Here is an 18,300-nt window from a genome sequence, read left to right on the forward strand (position 1 = left end):
TTCGCCACAGGCTGCAGGCTCAGTGGGCGAACAGCGAATTACCCTTCTGCCCCGCCAGCTTCTCAGGCTTGATCAGGAACCGCGCCAGCGCCGGCAACAGCCATAGCGCACCGAACATGTTCCACAACAGCATGAAGGTCAGCATCAGGCCCATGTCGGCCTGGAACTTGATGGCCGAAAAAATCCAGGTGCACACACCGATGGCCAGGCACAGGCCGGTAAACAGCACCGCTTTGCCGGTGGACTTGAGCGTCTGGTAATAGGCTTCCTGCAACGGCAACCCCGCACGCAGGAAGCTCTCCAGGCGGCTGTAGATATAGATGCCGTAGTCCACGCCGATCCCCACGCCCAACGCCACCACCGGCAAGGTCGCGACCTTGACGCCGATACCCATGAACGCCATCAGCGCGTTACCCAGCACCGAGGTCAGCACCAGCGGCAGCACGATGCACAGGGTCGCGGCCCAGGAGCGGAAAGTGATCATGCACATGGTCGCCACACACAGGTACACCAGGATCAGGATGGTCAGCTCGGACTCCTTGATCACCTCGTTGGTGGCCGCTTCGATCCCGGCATTACCGGCGGCGAGGATGAATTCCAGGCCGTCCTTGTTGTTCTCCTTGGCGAAGTCCTGCACCGCATGCACGGCGCGGTCGAGGGTTTCGGCCTTGTGGTCGTTGAGGAACACCAGCACCGGTGCCAGGGAGCAATTGTTGTTATACAGGCCGTCAGCGCGAGCGATGGAGTTGTTCAGCACATCCGGGTTGCGCGACAGGGTTTCCCATTTCAGGTTGCCCTCGTTCATGCCCTTGATCATCTGCTTGGACACGGTCACCAACGAGATCGCCGACTGCACCCCCTCGGTGTTCTGCATCTTCCACATCAACTGGTCGATGGGCGCCATGGCTTCATAGCGCGAGCAGCCTTCGGCCTTGGTCTTGACCATCACCACCAGCACGTCGGAGCTGGTGGAGTAGTTGCTGATGATGAAGTTGTTGTCCTTGTTGTAGCGCGAATCCGGGCGCAGCTCCGGCGCGCCCTGGTCGAGGTCGCCGATCTTCAGGTTCTGGCTGTACCAGAGGCCGCCGCCAAAGGCGACCAGCGCGAGCAGGACCGAGACCGGCGCGACTTTGGGGCTGGCGAATTTCGACAGCAGGCGCCAGAACGGATGTTCGCGGTGCGCGTCTTTCTTGCTCCGGGCGATGGCACGCTTGCTGATACCCGCATAGGAAATCGCCACCGGCAGCAGGATCAGGTTGGTGAACACGATCACCGCCACGCCGATGGACGCGCCGATGGCCAGTTCGCGGATCACGCCGATATCGATGATCAGCAGCGTGATAAAGCCCACGGCATCCGCCAGGATCGCGATCATCCCCGGCAGGAACAGTTGCCGGAAGGTGCGCCGCGCGGCCGTCAAGGCGTTGTCCGCCTCGCTGGATTGCAGGGCGATACCGTTGATCTTCTGCACACCGTGGGAAATCCCGATGGCGAAGATCAGGAACGGCACCAGCATCGAGTACGGGTCCAGCCCGAAGCCGAAGAAGTGCATCAGGCCGAGTTGCCAGACCACCGCCACCAGTGTGGTGCTCAACACGGCGATGGTGCTGCGCAGGCAGTTGGTGAACCACAGCAATAGAACCAGGGTGATGACGAAGGCAACGCCGAAGAACAGCACCACCATCACCAGGCCGTCGATCAGGTCGCCGACCTTCTTGGCGAAGCCGACGATGTGGATCTTGACGTTGGGGTTCTGGGCTTCGAACTTGTCGCGGATCTTGTCTTCGAGTTCATGGGAGAACTTGCGGTAATCCAGGGCCAGCAGCTTGCCCTGGTCCTGCGGGTCCGGGTAGGACTCCAGCAGCGGGATGTCGACGATACTCGACTTGAAATCGTTGGCCACCAGCCGTCCGACCTGGCCGGACTTAAGCACGTTGTTGCGCAGTTGATCGAGGCTTTGCGTCGAGCCGTTGTAGCTCTGCGGGATCACTTCACCGCCGGCGAAGCCTTCTTCGGTGACTTCGGTCCAGCGTACGCTGGGGCTCCACAGCGACTTGAGGCCCGAGCGGTCGACGCCGGAGATGTAGAACACCTCGTCGTTGATCTGCCTTAGGGTCTCCATGTATTCCTTAGTGAAGATGTCACCGTCCTTGGCCTCCACCGAGATACGCACCGTGTTGCCCAGGTTGGCCAGGTCGTTGCGGTGTTCCATCATCTTTTCGATGAAGGGGTGCTTGAGGGGGATCATCTTTTCAAAGCTGGTGGACGGGCGAATCAACGTCGCCTGCCAGAACAGGAAAATGCTCACCAGCAGGCAGATCACGATGACTGCCGGGCGGTTATTGAAGATCAGGCGCTCAAGAAAGGTCGCTTTATCGTTGTGATGACTGCTCATGCGTTCCCCGCCTTCTTATTGTTTTGTCGGTTCGGCGCCAGTGGGTGTGGCGACGCGAACACCACCCTGCCCGACCAGAATCAAGTTGCCGTTGCCTGCCGCCGTGACGGCCGACAATGAAATACGGTCGGGGCGATTGAACACGCTGAAGGTCTGGCCGTCGTCATGGCTGACCACCACGCTGCCGCCGTTGCCGACCACCACCAGCGAACCGTCTTCGAGCAAGGTGGCCCCCGACAAGCCGAACTCCAGGGCGCCGCGTGCGGCATTGAGCTCGACTTGTTCCCAGGTGCTGCCGAAATCCGTGGAGCGGTAAAGATTGCCGCGCAAGCCGTAGGCCAGCAGGGTTTGGGGTTGTGCGGTGCTGATCACGCCAAACAGCGAGCCCTCGTAGGGGCCTTCGAGTTTTTCCCAGGTCTGACCGTCGTCGCTGGAGCGGAACATGCTGCCCTGCTCGCCGACGATAAACAGGCCGGCGTCCTTGATCCGGGCGATGGCGTTGAGGTGGAACTGGTCTTCATTGTCGAGGCGGTCGCTGACGTCTTCCCAGGTCTTGCCGCCGTCGGTGGTTTCGATCAGCGCCCCATAGGCGCCCACGGCCAGGCCGTGGTGGGCATCGTTGAACCACACATCGAGCAACGGCGCTTCACGCTTGAGGTCTTGATACTGCTGGGTCCAGGTGGCACCGCCGTCGGTGCTGGCGAGGATTTGCGCATCATGGCCCACCGCCCAGCCCTGCTTGTCATCGACGAAATACACCGCCGTGAGCAGTTGCCGGGTGGGGACCTTGGCTTGGGTCCAGGTGCTGCCCTGGTCATCGGAATAGAGGATGTGCCCACGATCACCGACCGCCACCAGGCGCTTGCCGGCATGGACGACATCGATCATCAGGCCTTTGGCGGCCTTGGGGGATTCAATCGCAAAAGAGGTATCGCTGGCGGCCTGGACGACGGTCGGCAACGCGACAGTCCCAAACAGCGAGAGCGCTGCGGCCAGCAACGCAACCCTGCGTGCGGCGCGTGGGCGGCAAACAACCCAACCCATGACAGGCTCACTCATAGACCTTTCTCCCATTTATTATTGTTAGGTCGTCTCGCCTTCCCGGGCCCTGAAACCTGCAATCTAGAGCGCCTGGAGGAAGCAGGGGCCATCCTATCGGGCTTTCGAATCGTCTGACAATCGGTGCTACGTTATCTTTTGTTAACTGACGGCGTTTGGCCATGCCTGAATAGGCGGGTATCAGCCAGGCTGATTAATGAATTTTTATTCCATCTATTGAAATATGGGAATTTTTATTCCATTAATAGCCTTCCTGAAAACAATAATCCAAAGGACCACGGCTATGCGTGAACTCGGAATCGGCTTGATCGGCACAGGCTTCATGGGCCGCGCCCATGCACTGGCCTTCAACAATGCCCGGGCGGTATTTGAACTGCCGGTACACCTCAAGCTGGCCGCCCTGGCCGATGCCGACACCGAACGCGCCCAGCGCTGTGCCACGGCCTGGGGCTTTGCCCAGGCCCACGGTGACTGGCAGGCGCTGATCGACGACCCGGCCGTGGATGTGGTGGCCATCACCACGCCGAACCACCTGCACTTTCCCATGGCGATGGCGGCCATTGCAGCGGGCAAGGCGGTGTACTGCGAAAAACCCCTGGCGGTCAGCCTGGAGCAGGCCGATGCCATGCGCCAGGCCGCCCGCGAAGCCGGGGTGGTGACGCGGGTCGGCTACAACTACCAGCACAACCCGATGATCGGCCTGGCGCGGCAATTGATTGCCGAGGGTGACCTCGGCGACATCATCAGCTTCCAGGGCGAGTTCAGCGAAGACTTCATGGCCGACCCGGCGTCACCGTGGTCGTGGCGCTGTGAAGTGGAGCATGCCGGTGGCGCCCTGGCGGACCTGGGCAGCCACTTGCTGTCGATGGCGCGTTACCTGGTGGGCGATGTGACCGCCGTGTGTGCCGACACCCAGACCGTCCACGCCCAACGCCCGGCCGTCAAAGGCAGCGCCGAGCAGAAAGCCATCGCCGTGGATGACCAGGTGCACGCCCTGCTGCGCTTCGCCAACGGCGCGCGCGGCACGGTGAGCAGCAGTTGGCTCAAGCACGGTTACAAGAACCACCTGAGTTTCGAGATCAGCGGCACCAAGGGCACCTTGGCGTTCGATCAGGAGCGCTTGAATGAACTGCGCCTGTGCCGTGTCGGCCAGGACGGTTTCCAGCGTTTGCTGGCCGGCCCTGCCCTGCCCGGCTACGCAGCGTTCAGCCCGGCGGCGGGGCATCAGTTGGGCTACAACGAGCTGAAGACCCTGGAGGTGCAGGAGTTGATCATGGCGCTGGCCGGCCAGGGCGCGGATGGCACCGACTTTGACGCGGCGTGGGAGGTGGAACGGCTGGCGACGGCGATTCGTGTGGCGGCCCGTGAAGAACGCTGGGTCAACCTAAACTCGCTCTGAAGCGCAATGCAAAACCCTTGTGGGAGGGGCAAGCCCCCCTCCCGACTTTCAGATCACCTGCACACCTCTCAATCAGCGGAAGTGAAGCCTGTCGAGCATGTCGGGACGCCTGAGGAGTTCCTTCGCCAGCCAGGCCTGGCGACCGAAGTAGGGATGCCTGGTAACGGTCCAGTTGGCAACTTCATGCAGTTTTTCGAGGCTGAGGTGGAAGGGCCACTGCGGAGCCTTGAACAGATCGACATCACGCATCAGCTCTCGGGCCAACTCTTTGTCATTCTGGTTTTTAAACATCGTGATGTTGAGGTTGTTTCGATCGATCAGGCCATCCAGCCCGCCGGTGATATGGTGACGGTCCATATCATCGACCAGGTCTCCACGCCTCATCAGTTCCCGTGCCAGGCGGATATTCTGGTCTTTTTCATAATCGCCGGTCAGCGGTTTGCCGGCCATATCCTTCAGGCCGTCCTTGGTGATGAACCCATTGGGTGCCTTGAAGTCATCGAACCTGTCGAGCAGCATGCGTGATAGGTCCGCATTGCTCTTGCTACCGAAACCGTAGCAGGGCCTGCAGGGGAACGGGTCGGGACTTGGAGGGCGCTGGGCGCCAAAGCAGTGGCGGACGAACAGCTTGAAATTGCTCATAACCCCCAGGGGCCAATAACCTGCTTTGATCTGCTGTGCACGGTCACGCGCCTCGAAGCCGGCGGTATCCGCGTTCGCGTAAAACGCCGGCGACCGCGGGGTGTCACTCGACTGAAAGCTGATTGAGGCGCTCTTTTGCGGAGTGGCGGACGAATTCGCCGTTGGTTTTGGGGAAGAGCTATTGCCCTGATCCACCTCCGAGTCCAGGCGTGAGGAAGGAACAGGTTTATCAAGAGCAGGCGCCAACATCGTTTGATGTCTCCAGTCCGGTTTGGCCAAAAAGTGTTCACCTGCCTGTCCAGCGTCGCACCAGGACGCAGAACACAGCGATAACGCTGGGTTGCAAGTAGTCCTTATGTGGCAGCGTGTCCGAATCAGTTCCTGCTTTTCTAGCGCAAGGCTCGACGCAGCACTTTGCCCACTGTCGTTTTAGGCAACTCGGTACTGCGAAACTCCACATACCTGGGCACCTTGTAGCCCGTCAGGTATTCGCGGCAATGGGCGAGGAGCTGTTCCTGGGTCAGGTTCGGGTCCTTGCGCACCACGATGATCTTGACCTTCTCCCCCGTCACGCCGTCTTCCACGCCGATGGCCGCCACTTCGCCGACGCCCGGGTGCAGCGCCACCACGTCTTCGATTTCATTGGGGTACACGTTGAAGCCCGAGACCAGGATCATGTCTTTCTTGCGGTCCACCAGGCGGATATAGCCGCGTTCATCCATCACGCCGATGTCACCGGTCGACAACCATCCCTCGGCGTCGAGCACTTCGGCGGTGGCGTCCGGACGCTTCCAATAGCCCTGCATCACCTGTGGGCCGCGCACCTGCAGTTCGCCTTGCTCGCCGATATCGGCCAGCTCGCCGTCTTCACGCATAAACCGTACCCAGGTCGACGGCAGCGGGACGCCGATGCTGCCGGTGAATTCCATTTCGCGCATGCGCGCAATGTCGATCGGGCTGATGCTCACCACCGGCGAGCATTCGGTGAGGCCGTAGCCTTCGATGATCGGCAGCCCGGTGACGTCCTTCCAGCGCTTGGCCACCGCCGTGTGCGTGGCCATGCCGCCGGCGATCACCATGCGCAGGTCGGAGAAGTCCCGGGCGCAGAAATCCTTATTCTCCAGCAAGCCGTTGAACAGCGTATTGACCCCGGCAATGCCATTGAAGCGCTCCTTGCGCAGGATCATCTGCACCCGCTTCACATCCCGCGGGTTGGCGATGAGGATGTTGCGCCCGCCCAGGCACATGAACATCAGGCAGTTCACCGTCAGGGAAAAGATGTGGTACAGCGGCAGCAGGGTGACGTTGGTTTCCTGCTTGTCCTGGTCCAGTTGGTCGCCGACCCAGGCCTTGGCCTGCAACAGGTTGGCGATGATATTGCGATGGCTGAGCATCACGCCCTTGGCATCCCCGGTGGTGCCGCCGGTGTATTGCAGGAAGGCCAGGTCGTCGAGGTGCATGTCCACCGGGAAGTGGTTGAGCGCGCGGCCCTGCTTCAGCACCTGGTTGAAACGCACCGAGCCCCTCAGGTTGAACGCCGGCACCTGCTTTTGCACGCGACGCAGGATGAAGTTCATCGCCGCGCCCTTGAAGCTGCCAAGCAGATCACCGATGGCGGCCACCACCACGCGCTTGATGCTGCTGCCGGCGATGACTTTTTCCAGGGTGTGGGCGAAGTTTTCGAAGATCACCACGGTTTCGGCGCCGCTGTCCTTGAGCAAGTGCTTGAGCTCATGGGCGGTGTACAACGGGTTGACGTTGACCACCACCGCGCCGGCCAGGATCGTGCCCAGCAGGCAGATCGGGTACTGCAAGCAGTTGGGCATCATCAGCGCCACGCGGTCGCCCTTCTGTACGCCCTGGCCCTGCAGCCAGGCGGCGAACGCAATGCCTTGCACCTGCCAGTCGGCGTAGGTCATTTCGGTGCCGATGCTGACGTAGGCGACCCGCTCGCGAAATTTCTCCAGGTGCTCCAGGAACACCTCGCGCAACGACGGGTAGTCCTCGATACCGGCATCGATGTCCGCCGGGACGCCGGGCAGGTAAGCGTTCAACCAGACCCGTTCGGTGTGTTCCAGGCTGATAGCGTTCATGGCAGTCTCCTTATTGTTGTTTTTGATGGGGCTACTTTTCGACGATAGCGGTAATGCCCAGCCCGCCCGCCGCGCAGATGGAAATCAGGCCGCGACCGCCGCCCCGCTCGTGAATGGCCTTGGCCAGCGCCGCCAATTGCCGGCCACCGGTGGCGGCAAACGGGTGGCCGCAGCCTAGAGAGCCGCCGTTGACGTTCATTTTGGCGCGGTCGATGGCCCCCAGCGGCGCCTCCAGGCCGAGCCGTTCGCGGCAGTAGTCGGCGTCTTCCCAGGCCTTGAGCGTGCACAGCACCTGGGCGGCAAACGCTTCGTGGATCTCGAAGAAATCGAAGTCGGCGAAACTCAGTCCTTCGCGCTTGAGCATGCGCGGTACGGCGTAGGCCGGCGCCATCAGCAGGCCTTCGCTGCCGTCGACAAAATTCACCGCCGCCGTCTCGCCCGTGCGCAGGTAGGCCAACACCGGCCAGCCATGGGCCGCCGCCCAATCTTCGCTGGCCAGCAGCACCACCGAGGCGCCATCCGTCAGTGGCGTGGAGTTGCCCGCCGTGAGGGTACCGTGCTGGCGGTCGTAGGCCGGGGACAGGCCGGCGAGTTTCTCCAGGCTGGCGTCGGCGCGCAGGTTGTTGTCCCGCGCCAGGCCGCGATGGGGGCTGATCAGGTCGTCGAAGAAACCGCGCTGATACGCGGCATCCAGGCGCTGGTGGCTGGTGAGGGCCAACTCGTCCTGGGCCAGGCGCTTGATCTGCCAGCGTTGGGCCATGGCTTCGCAATGTTCGCCCATGGACAAACCGGTACGCGGCTCGCCATTGCGCGGCAACAGCGGCTTGAACAACATCGACGGACGCACCTTCAGCAGCGCCTTCACCTTGTCGCCCATGCCCTTGGCGCGGTTGGCCGCGAGCAAGGTGTGGCGCAGGGATTCATTGATGCCGATGGGCGCGTCGGAGGTGGTGTCGGCACCACCGGCGATGCCCACGTCAATCTGGCCGAGGGCGATCTTATTCGCCACCAGCAAGGCCGCTTCCAGGCCGGTGCCGCAGGCTTGCTGCACATCGTAGGCCGGGGTCTGCGGGGACAAGGTGGTCGACAGCAGCGATTCACGCGCCAGGTTGAAATCCCGTGAATGCTTGATCACCGCGCCGGCGGCAAACTCGCCCAGGCGCTGGCCGTGCAGGTTGTAACGGTCGACCAGGCCTTGCAGCGCCGCCACCAGCAGGTCCTGGTTGCTGTCGTGGGCATACACCGTGTTGGAACGGGCGAACGGGATGCGGTTGCCGCCGATGATCGCCACGCGGCGGGTCGGGGCCGGATTGAAGCTGTAGTCACTCATGTAGGGCTCTCATTCCAGACAAATAGCCCGCGCATATGCGGTTTGTCGCCGGCGAAATTGCGCACTTCGAATTCGCGCCGCGGGCCGCTCACGGGGTGTTGCCACAGGGCGACCTGGCCGGGCAGGAAGATCGGCAGCTTGAAGTCGCAATGGGCTTCGGCCTGACCCAGGCCCCCGGGGGGTTGTTGAGCGGCCAATGCGCGGCCGAGGGTCCACATGCCATGGGTGATGGCGCGGCGAAAACCGAAGAGCCTGGCGCCGATCAGTGAGATGTGGATCGGGTTGAAGTCCCCGGAGACCTTGGCGAAGCGCCGCCCCAGATCGGCCGGCAACACCCAGCGCTGGGTGCGCAACAGGCCCTCCTCCTGCAACGCCAGCGCGTCCTCCCATGGCTCGCCGACGGGACCTTTCACCGCGCGGCGCAGGTACAGGCTGTCGCTTTCCCACACCAGGCTGCCGCTGCTGTAGGCACGGGTGGCGATGCTCAGCGCCTGGCCCTTGGCGTGGGCCACCCAACGTTCGCAAAAGACTTCCAGGCGCAGCGCCTGGCCTTCCTGCAGGCGCTGGTGCTGCCGGATGCGGTTGGCCAGGTGCACCATGCCACTGGCCGGGTACGGAAAACTCGGACGGGTCAGCAGCATCAGGTGCAGGGGGAACGCCAGCACATGGGGGTACGACAGCGGCACGCCTTGTTCGCGGCGAAAGCCACAGGCACGGCCGTAAGCCGCAATGCCCGCAGCGGACAATTCCACCGCCGAGCGCACCAGGCGCTCCCTGGGCAACAGCGGTGCGCCGTCGAGTTTGGGTTTGCGCAGGCCACGTACGCCGTCCAGCAACAGGCGCGTGCGTGATGGCGGTGGGTCGATGATCTGCGTCACGTAGTCCATGGACTCAGGCTCCCAGCAGGCTTTGGCCGCACACGCGCACGACCTGGCCATTGACCCCGCCCGACGCCGGGTGCGCCAGCCAGGCAATGGTTTCGGCCACATCGATCGGCTGCCCGCCTTGGGACATCGAGTTCATGCGCCGCCCCGCTTCGCGAATCATCAGCGGAATTTTTGCGGTCATCTGGGTCTCGATAAACCCCGGCGCCACCGCGTTCACCGTGACCTGTTGCGCCGCCGCACGCGGGGCCAGGCCTTGCACCAGGCCGATCACGCCGGCCTTGGAGGTGGCGTAGTTGCTTTGCCCGAGGTTGCCGGCAATGCCGGAGATCGACGACACGCACACGATACGCCCCCCCGGATTCAGGCCCTGGCTATCCAACAAGGCACTGCTCAGGTGCAACGGTGCTTCGAGGTTGACCGCCAGCACGCTGCGCCAGGCCGCCTCCGTCATCTTGGTGATGGTCTTGTCGCGGGTGATCCCGGCGTTGTGCACCACCACATCGAAGGCACCGTATTGGCCGACATGGGCATGCAACTGGGCAGCGGCGTCCGCTGCCGTGATGTCCAAAGGCAGCGCCGAACCGTCCACACTCGCGGCCGCCTGTTGCAGCGAGTCCCGGGCCTGGGGCACGTCCACGCAGACCACATGGGCGCCCTCGCGGGCCAGGACCTGGGCGATGGCCAGGCCAATGCCTCGGGAAGCACCGGTGACCAGCGCGCGTCGGCCGGCGAAGGGTTTGTCCCAATTGACGGCGACCTGCCCATCCACCGGTTTTTCCAGGCGCACCACCTGCCCCGACACATAGGCCGAACGCCGCGACAGGAAGAAACGCAGGCTGCTGTCCAGTGCGTCTTCCGCTCCCGGAGCCACGTACAACAACTGCACGGTGATCGCCCGGCGCAACTCCTTGGCCAATGAACGCACCAAGCCTTCGAGCGCACGCTGGGCGATGGCCTGGGGCAACTCGGTGCAGTGTTCCGGCGCGGTGCCCAGCACCACAACGCGGCCATGTTGGCCCAGGCGTTTGGCGTTGGCGTGGAAGAACTCATAGAGCTCGCCCAGTTGTTGCAAGCCGGTTATGCCGCTGGCATCGAACACTGCGCCCTGCACCTTGACCGTGGACGGCGCCTTGAGCGTCGCCGGGGTGGCGGTGACCGTGTCGGTGGCGCTGAACACCTGTTGCACCTGCGCAGCCAGGCGCCCTGCCCCGGCGACAATCACCGGGTTGGCCAGGCCTGGCTGGCCGCTGCGGTGACGCTGCAACGGCACGGGCTGGGGCAAGCCCACCACCTGGGCCAGGCGACGGCCCCAGGGGGAATTGACGAACGATAGGTAGCTGTCACTCATAGATAGATCCACTCACCACACAAACTTGCCGTGTAAACCCGATCCATGTCGGAGGGGGCAAGCCCTAATGCCAGTCATGTAGGAGCGAGCTTGCTCGCGAAGAAACTCAGGGCCACCACGTTTCTCCAGAATGAACGCGTTGCTTAGACCTTCTTCGCGAGCAAGCTCGCTCCTACATGACTGGCATTGGACCCATCCCTCTCCCACATTGACCGCGTTTGTCCTAGTTGACCGAGGCGTTTTCGCTTTGGCTGCTGCGCCGCTTGGCGACCGGCTCCAACGCCTGCCTGCGCTGCTGCAACGCCTCCAGCAAACCGAAGTCCTGGGGGAAGTCATCCACCTGGATAGCGTGGTCGGCGTATTCCACATAGCGCGCCAGCAAGGCGTCTTCGTCGTCGCTGATCAGGTCCAGCGCCCGCGCCTTGACGCGCCAGGCGGTGAAGGCCGTGGCGGCAATCGGCATCGGTTCGAGCAGGCCTTGCCTGATGGCCGGCTTGAGCCGGGCGTCGATCAGCTCGACTTGCGGCAGCAGGCGCAAGCCCAACTCGCCGTAGGCCAGCTTGTCGATTTCCGGACGCGGAATGTAGGAATTGGCCAGCAGGCGGTCGCGTGTTTCGCCGGGGATCTGCACCACATCGGCCACCTGGGCCAGCAGCTGATCCGAAGGTTTGCGCAACGGAATACCGAACGGGAACGTCAAGCCACGCAGCACCGCCGCCGCCGCTGTGGAGGGGTAGTTGTCCAGCACTTCGGCAAGGGCTTCATGGGCACGCAGCAATGCGTCCTGTGCCGCCCAATGCACCAGCGGCAGGTCTGCCTGGGGCCGGCCGTCATCCTCGAAGCGCTTGAGCACGCAAGACACGATGTACAGCTGCGAGAGAATATCGCCCAAACGCCCGGTGATACTTTCCTTGCGCTTGAGGGCACCGCCCAGCACGCCCATGGAAATATCCGAGATCAGCGCCAGCACCACCGACAGACGATTGGCCTGGCGATAGTAGGTTGCCAGCGCCGGGTCGGTCTTGGCCGGTGCGGAAATCAGGCGCCCGCCGGTCAGGGCATGCACCGCCGCACGTACGGTGTTGGCCAATACAAAGCTCACATGACCGAACATCGCGCTGTCGAATTCCTCCAGCGCCTTGCGCCGATCCGGGTTGCGCGCCGCTTCCATTTCGCGGAACACATAGGGATGGCAACGAATCAGGCCCTGGCCAAAGATGATCAGGCAGCGCGTCATGATGTTCGCGCCTTCCACCGTGATGGCGATGGGGCTTTGCTGATAGGCACGGGCCAGGAAGTTATTGGGGCCCATGCAGATGCCCTTGCCGGCGACGATGTCCATGCCGTCGTTGACGATCATCCGCGCGCGTTCGGTGACGTGGTACTTGGCGATGGCCGAGATCACCGAGGGTTTCTCACCGGCATCCAATGAAGCCACCGAGACCTTGCGCACCGCATCGCAGGCATACAGGTGCCCGGCCATGCGCGCCAGCGGCGCCTGCACCCCTTCGAACTTGCCGATGGGCAAGCCGAACTGTTTGCGCATCGCCGCGTAGGCCGTGGTACCACGCACCGCGACCTTGCCCAGGCCGACGTTGGCCGACGGCAGGGAAATGGCGCGGCCGGCGGCCAGGCACTCCATCAACATGCGCCAGCCGTTGCCGACCTGTTCGCGGCCGCCGATCACCCACTCCAGCGGGATGAACACATCCTTGCCGGTGGTCGGGCCGTTTTGGAATACGGCATTGAGCGGCCAGTGCCGGCGACCACTGTTTACGCCGGGATGGGAGGTGGGGATCAGGGCACAGGTGATGCCGAGAGAGCCTTTCGGCCCCAGCAATCCGTCCGGATCTTCCGCGCGAAACGCCAGACCGAGCACCGTGGCGATCGGTCCCAGGGTGATATAGCGCTTGTCCCAGGTCACACGGAAACCCAGTACTTCCTGGCCTTCATGGGTGCCTTTACAGACGATGCCCAGATCGGGAATCGCCCCGGCATCGGAGCCGGCATACGGGCTGGTCAGGGCAAAGCACGGGATGTCTTCGCCCCGGGCCAAACGCGGCAGGTAGTAATTGCGCTGGGCGTCGGTGCCGTAATGCAGCAGCAGTTCGGCCGGGCCCAGGGAGTTGGGCACCATCACCGAAATAGCCGCCGCCGAGCAGCGCGTCGACAGCTTCATCACCACTTGGGAATGGGCGTAGTGGGAGAAGCCTTTGCCGCCGTACTGCTTGGGAATGATCATGCCGAGAAAGCCGGCGTCCTTGGTGTACTGCCAGCCTTCGGGGGACATGTCCTGCCAGACCTGGGTGGTTTCCCAGTCGTTGGCGATATCGCACAAAGTTTCCACTTCATTGTCGAGGAAGGCTTGCTCCTCGGCGCTCAGGCTCGCCGGGGCCGCTTGCAGCAGGCGCTGCCAGTCGGGCTTGCCGCTGAACAGCTCGGCGTCCCACCACACGGTGCCGGACTCGATGGCGGCGCGTTCGGTGTCGGACATCGCCGGCATGATCGTGCGAAACAGATTGAGGGCCTTGCCGGTCAACAGCGCGCGGCGCAGCGGTTTAAGGCTCATCAACAACGCCGGCAATACCACCAGCACGGCCGCGACGGTGACGCCGAAAGCCGCCACTCCATTGAACAGGTAGCCCGCTGTCAGCCAGATCAGGCCAGCGCCCAACCACAGGATGGCGGCAGCTTGTAGATACGCCAGGGCAATCGCGGCTGCGACACCCACCAATAACCAGATAACCATGGGGATACCTCTACTCGATTCAGGGCGTGGTTTACGTGCGAAAGGTCGGATCGACCTGCGGCGTAAAGCCACACTACAAACTTGGAAAGACAAATTCAAATTTTGTTTTGAAATTTTTATTTAATACCTGGACGAAAAAATAGCGGCTGAATGAATCAGCCTGGAATGCCAATACTCAAGGAACTGTTGACGTGGAATGAGGGTGAAGGCATCAAGATGCGCTTGGTGCCTTTTCCATCACCCTCTATGAAATATCAGAACGCGTAGGTGGCCGACACGCTCACCACATCGCCCGACGACTCCGCCTTGCCATTCAGGCTTGCGCCACCCAGGCGATCGACGTTTTGAGTCTTGAGCTTGACCTCTTGCACGAACTGGTGGGAATAGGCCAAGTCAAGACTGAGGCCCTTGATTGCTTTCACATCGTAACCAGCCCCCAACGACAGGAATGTACGGTCGCCATCCGGGATTCGTGGGTCGCGGGTCGAATTGCGTGTAGGTGTCTGGTCAAGGGCTACACCTGCACGCAAGGTCAACTCATCGGTCAAGCGGTAGTCACCGCCGAGGGAGTACATCCAGGTGTTCTTGTAGTTGTAGGGAATGGACACAATGGTGGTGCCACCGGACTCGAGCGTCAGGTCTTTGAAAGAGGACCACTCAGTCCAGGTCACACTGGCCCCCATCGTGAAGCGATCGTTGAACTGGTGTACCCAGTCCAGGCCGGCCGTGGCAGGAATGTCCAGTTGGACACTGGCATGGGCGCCGTCCGGTGCCAGCTCTAACCCTGGATAAGCGGTATTCACCAACGTACCGCTACCGCCAAACGGACTTGGCTGGGTCATCAGGTTGTAGGAAAACTGATCGGCGTAAATATTATATTTGCCGGTCATCTTGTTCTTGATCTTGGCGTGGTAATTCAAGCCAAGGGTGTCTCGCTCCGTGGGTTTCCAAACAATGCCGGTAAACCAGCCCGCTGAAATGTTGTCGACCTTCACACGCATCAAGGCACTGCCGACATCAGACGGAAAATTGATCCCGCCCAGCACGGAATCGGACACCGCGGCGGCAGACAACAAGTCCACGTTTTGACTGACGAAGCCCTTGCTGTGTTGCACGATCACGCCACCGCCGATAGAAAATTGATCATTCACCTTAAAGGACAGGGATCCGGTCAATCCTACGGTTTCAATTTTGGTGTCCACTGCAAAGTCGCGCAGTTTCGAGTCCTGATCCCAAGTGGAGCGCATACCCTGCGGCACTACCTGGCTCAGGCCGAAAGCGAACCGATCCCCCAGGGGCATGACCATGAAACCGGTTGGCAACCAGGCAGTGAACCCGCCTTGGCCGCCGTCGTTGTTATTCACCGTGGTCGATGCGACGTCGGGAAAACCATTGGCGTCCAAGGGCGTATTGGAAATCGGGTTGCCTGCATAATCAGAGGCGTCACCTTTGTACTTGATCTTAATGCGGGCGTAGTCGACGGTAAATTGCGCCACGTTGTGTTCGACAAACGCCATGGCCGCCGGGTTGTTGTACGCGGAACTGGGATCGTTCTTGAACAACGAGCCACCGGCAAATGCCCGGCCCCAACCGGGTGCGCCGTAGGTCGGTGTTGAAAAACCGCCGGCCTGTGCAGGCGCGTTCACCATCGCCCCGCCTATCAGTGCCAGCCCCAGCAAAACCTGCACGTGTTGTTTCTTATTATTCATGCGGCACTCCTTATTGTTATTTCTCTGAGCCGGCCCCGCCGGTTCGTTTTGCTTCCGGCAGTTCACAAACTGGCGCCCGATCGAGGCGCCAGTCTTTCAACAGGTGATCAGCCCGGTGTGTCAGTTGCCCATCAAGGCACGATGGTAAATGTCGGGCTTGGGGTAACGCTGAGGCTCACCACGGTGCAGCTACCACTCAGGGTCTGGTTGGAGGCGGTCAGTACACCACCGCTGTAGCCCACGGTGATGGTGGACGGACCGCAATTGGACGCCGGATACAGAACCGACGCGGCGATGGTGTAACCAACGTTGCTGACCGAGCCCGCAGCGGCACCGGTGGCGGTCAAGGTCCATGGCAGACCGGTGATTTTCGGCAGCGCACAAAGACCACCGCCGGTCACCGCCACACCGGTGATTTTTGCCACACCGCTGGCATCGACGTTCCCGGTAAAAGTTGCGCCGCAGTTAACAGTGGCCTGGAACGACGATGGCGACTTCACCGAAATGGTGCCTGGCGCAGTGAAGCTCGAGTTCACCGGGGTGATGCTATAGGCATTGGCCATCGACGCAGCACCCATGCAAACAGCCAAAGCAGACAACGATACGAGGGTTTTCAAGCTTTTCATTGTTTTTCCTCACATGTTATGGCGAGTCATTTCGCCAGGGGGTAATGGCCATGAACGAGAGGTCACGGTGAAACTGCAGAACTTCCCTTTCCAGCCAAATTTCAATTCAATTACCGAAGCACGTTACTCAACAACTTTGAAGTTCGGCGGCATCTTGATCGACACCGTCTTGATCTTGCAGTCTTCGCCAATCGGTACATTGGCGGCTTCCAACTTGCCGGTGGCGTTATCCCAGGTGCCATCGGCGGTGGAAGGCCCGCACTTGCCGCCCAGGCCGAAAGCGTGAACATCGACACTGATCTTCGACATGGAACCGCTCCTGGTATCTTTGGCGATCAGGATCCACGGCAAGTTGATGGCTTCGACGCGACTGCACTTGAGGCCGCCGTCGAATTCGACTTTGTCGACATTGACCGAGGAACCGTCCGCAGCGACCTTGCCGGCCACCTTGATGGTGCAATCGGCGCTGATCAGCGCGCCTTTGGAGAAGCTGATCGGGCCCTGGGCGGTAAAGGCGCTGCCCGCCGGTTCGATACGCGCGGCCTGGGCCTGGTGATAGGTGATCAGGCCCAGCACGGCCAATACGATATGGGTGGTGAACTTGGCAGGTGTTTGCATGGTGTACGTCCTTCCCTTTCATTATTTTTTTCGGGTCAAAGCACTTTCTCGGGGCGATAAAATCCTGCGCGGCAATCAGGCCCCGAGCACACAACAAAACTAAGTGTTACTTCAGATCAAAACGGCTTGGCACTGCCGCTGTACTTCTCCAGGTACTTCAAACGCTGTGAAGGTTGAAGATTGGTCAGGGTGATATCCCCGGCATAATGATTAAGGACTCGATGATCCATGCGCCGCCGCCACAAGTACGGTACATACGCCCAGACAATCATGCTCGCGTAACCATAAGGCAGTTGCGGCGACTCATCGAAGTGGCGCAACGACTGATAACTGCGCGTCGGGTTGGCGTGATGATCGGAGTGCCGCTGCAGTTGGAACAGAAAGATATTGGTGACAATCCGATTACTGTTCCAGGAGTGCCGAGGCGAACACCGTTCATAACGACCGTTGGGCAACTTCTGGCGTTTAAGGCCGTAGTGCTCTACATAGTTCACCACTTCCAGCAACGAGAAGCCGTAGATGCCCTGGATAACCAGGAACGGAATCACCGCTGCCCCGAGCCAGGCAATCATCGCGCCCCACAACACCACGCTGTACATCCAGGCACTGAGCACAGCGTTTTTCCAATGCCAGGCCGGCAGGCCGAGTTTGCGCAGGCGCTCGCGCTCCAGGTTCCAGGCCGAGTGTGCGCTGAACCACACCGAACGCGGCAGGAAGGCCCAAAAGCTCTCGCCCAGCCGCGAGCTGGCGGGGTCCTCCGGCGTGGCAACACGTACGTGATGGCCACGATTGTGTTCGGTGTAGAAGTGCCCGTAGAAGGTCGGCGCCAGGGTCACCTTGGCGAGGAACACCTCCAAAGCGTTGGGCTTGTGCCCCAGTTCATGGGCGGTATTGATCGCAATACCGGTGGCGGCACCGGTCGACATCGCCATGCCCAGGTAAGTGAACCAGCTCGGTTCGCCATGCAGTTGAGTGCGGGCGGTGATGTAGCTGGCGGCGTGGGATAGCCAGCTGGAAGGGTCCAGGTTCGCGGCAGCCTGCAACAGGCCACCCTGGATGATCCAGTCGATCCCGCCGGCGGCCAGCCAGCCGGTGATCACCACCGAGGAGATCACGAACAACACGCCGGTATAGACGATCCAGCGGTAGTAGCTTTGGGATTCGAGGTGGCCAACGGCGGATTCGGGCGGGTTGCTCACGTCTTCACCGAGCAGACCGTCGATCAATGGGATCAGGCCGAAGATCACCAGCACGCCGACCCACCACAGTTGCTGGATACCGGTCGTGATCGCCAGGGTGCCGGACAACAACGGCGTGGCCAGCGGCATGATGCCCAGCCACCACAGGTGGCGCTTGCCGTCGGTCCACACGCTTGGGACAGCCAATGTCTGATTCATGGCTGCCTCCGGATGAGGCGGGTTGGCAGGGACGCAAAAAACAGCTTC

Annotated in this window: 13 protein-coding genes; 1 reads left to right on the top strand and 12 read right to left on the bottom strand. The window is 61.6% G+C overall.

What is annotated here, in order from left to right; genetic code table 11:
* Nucleotides 1–19 precede the first annotated feature (19 nt).
* Nucleotides 20–2,395: an efflux RND transporter permease subunit gene (locus BLW22_RS15680; protein WP_027608582.1), complete on the bottom strand. Its 2,376-nt coding sequence runs from the start codon at nt 2,393–2,395 to the stop codon at nt 20–22.
* Between the two features lie 15 nt (nt 2,396–2,410).
* The gene (locus tag BLW22_RS15685) at nt 2,411–3,439 is read right to left on the bottom strand and encodes a WD40/YVTN/BNR-like repeat-containing protein (protein WP_174562745.1); all 1,029 of its coding nucleotides are present in this window, start codon (nt 3,437–3,439) and stop codon (nt 2,411–2,413) included.
* A gap of 298 nt (nt 3,440–3,737) precedes the next feature.
* Here BLW22_RS15685 and BLW22_RS15690 point away from each other — a divergent pair, with 298 nt between their 5' ends.
* Entirely contained in the window at nt 3,738–4,853 is a 1,116-nt protein-coding gene (locus BLW22_RS15690; RefSeq protein ID WP_065927123.1) for a Gfo/Idh/MocA family protein, read from the top strand.
* 72 nt (nt 4,854–4,925) lie between these two features.
* Here BLW22_RS15690 and BLW22_RS34515 read toward each other — a convergent pair whose 3' ends face one another.
* From BLW22_RS34515 to BLW22_RS15740, 10 genes are all read right to left on the bottom strand, one after another.
* The gene (locus BLW22_RS34515) at nt 4,926–5,744 is read right to left on the bottom strand and encodes a hypothetical protein (RefSeq protein WP_143045142.1); all 819 of its coding nucleotides are present in this window, start codon (nt 5,742–5,744) and stop codon (nt 4,926–4,928) included.
* Between the two features lie 140 nt (nt 5,745–5,884).
* Entirely contained in the window at nt 5,885–7,588 is a 1,704-nt protein-coding gene (locus tag BLW22_RS15700) for an AMP-binding protein (protein ID WP_074846985.1), read from the bottom strand.
* Between the two features lie 31 nt (nt 7,589–7,619).
* Nucleotides 7,620–8,918: an acetyl-CoA C-acetyltransferase gene (locus tag BLW22_RS15705; protein WP_065927126.1), complete on the bottom strand. Its 1,299-nt coding sequence runs from the start codon at nt 8,916–8,918 to the stop codon at nt 7,620–7,622.
* Nucleotides 8,915–9,805, bottom strand: a complete 891-nt coding sequence (locus tag BLW22_RS15710; RefSeq protein ID WP_074846986.1) for a MaoC/PaaZ C-terminal domain-containing protein — start codon at nt 9,803–9,805, stop codon at nt 8,915–8,917. Before BLW22_RS15710 ends, BLW22_RS15705 begins: the two co-directional genes overlap by 4 nt.
* Nucleotides 9,806–9,809: 4 nt before the next feature.
* On the bottom strand, nt 9,810–11,153 hold the full coding sequence (locus BLW22_RS15715; protein WP_074846987.1) for a 3-oxoacyl-ACP reductase: 1,344 nt from the start codon (nt 11,151–11,153) through the stop codon (nt 9,810–9,812).
* A gap of 223 nt (nt 11,154–11,376) precedes the next feature.
* Nucleotides 11,377–13,902 (bottom strand): acyl-CoA dehydrogenase, encoded by a 2,526-nt coding sequence (locus BLW22_RS15720; RefSeq protein ID WP_074846988.1) that lies wholly within the window; start codon nt 13,900–13,902, stop codon nt 11,377–11,379.
* 254 nt (nt 13,903–14,156) lie between these two features.
* Nucleotides 14,157–15,611 (bottom strand): outer membrane protein transport protein, encoded by a 1,455-nt coding sequence (locus BLW22_RS15725; protein ID WP_065927130.1) that lies wholly within the window; start codon nt 15,609–15,611, stop codon nt 14,157–14,159.
* A gap of 131 nt (nt 15,612–15,742) precedes the next feature.
* A complete protein-coding gene (gene praB / locus BLW22_RS15730; protein WP_027608591.1) occupies nt 15,743–16,237 on the bottom strand; it encodes an alkane oxidation protein activator PraB in 495 nt (164 codons plus the stop codon).
* A gap of 123 nt (nt 16,238–16,360) precedes the next feature.
* Complete coding sequence (gene praA, locus BLW22_RS15735) at nt 16,361–16,855, bottom strand: alkane oxidation protein activator PraA (protein WP_074846989.1); 495 nt, start codon at nt 16,853–16,855, stop codon at nt 16,361–16,363.
* A 116-nt stretch (nt 16,856–16,971) separates the two neighbouring features.
* Nucleotides 16,972–18,252, bottom strand: a complete 1,281-nt coding sequence (locus tag BLW22_RS15740) for an alkane 1-monooxygenase (RefSeq protein WP_074846990.1) — start codon at nt 18,250–18,252, stop codon at nt 16,972–16,974.
* Between the last annotated feature and the right edge of the window lie 48 nt (nt 18,253–18,300).

Source organism: Pseudomonas marginalis, from assembly GCF_900105325.1.
GTDB lineage: Bacteria > Pseudomonadota > Gammaproteobacteria > Pseudomonadales > Pseudomonadaceae > Aquipseudomonas > Aquipseudomonas marginalis.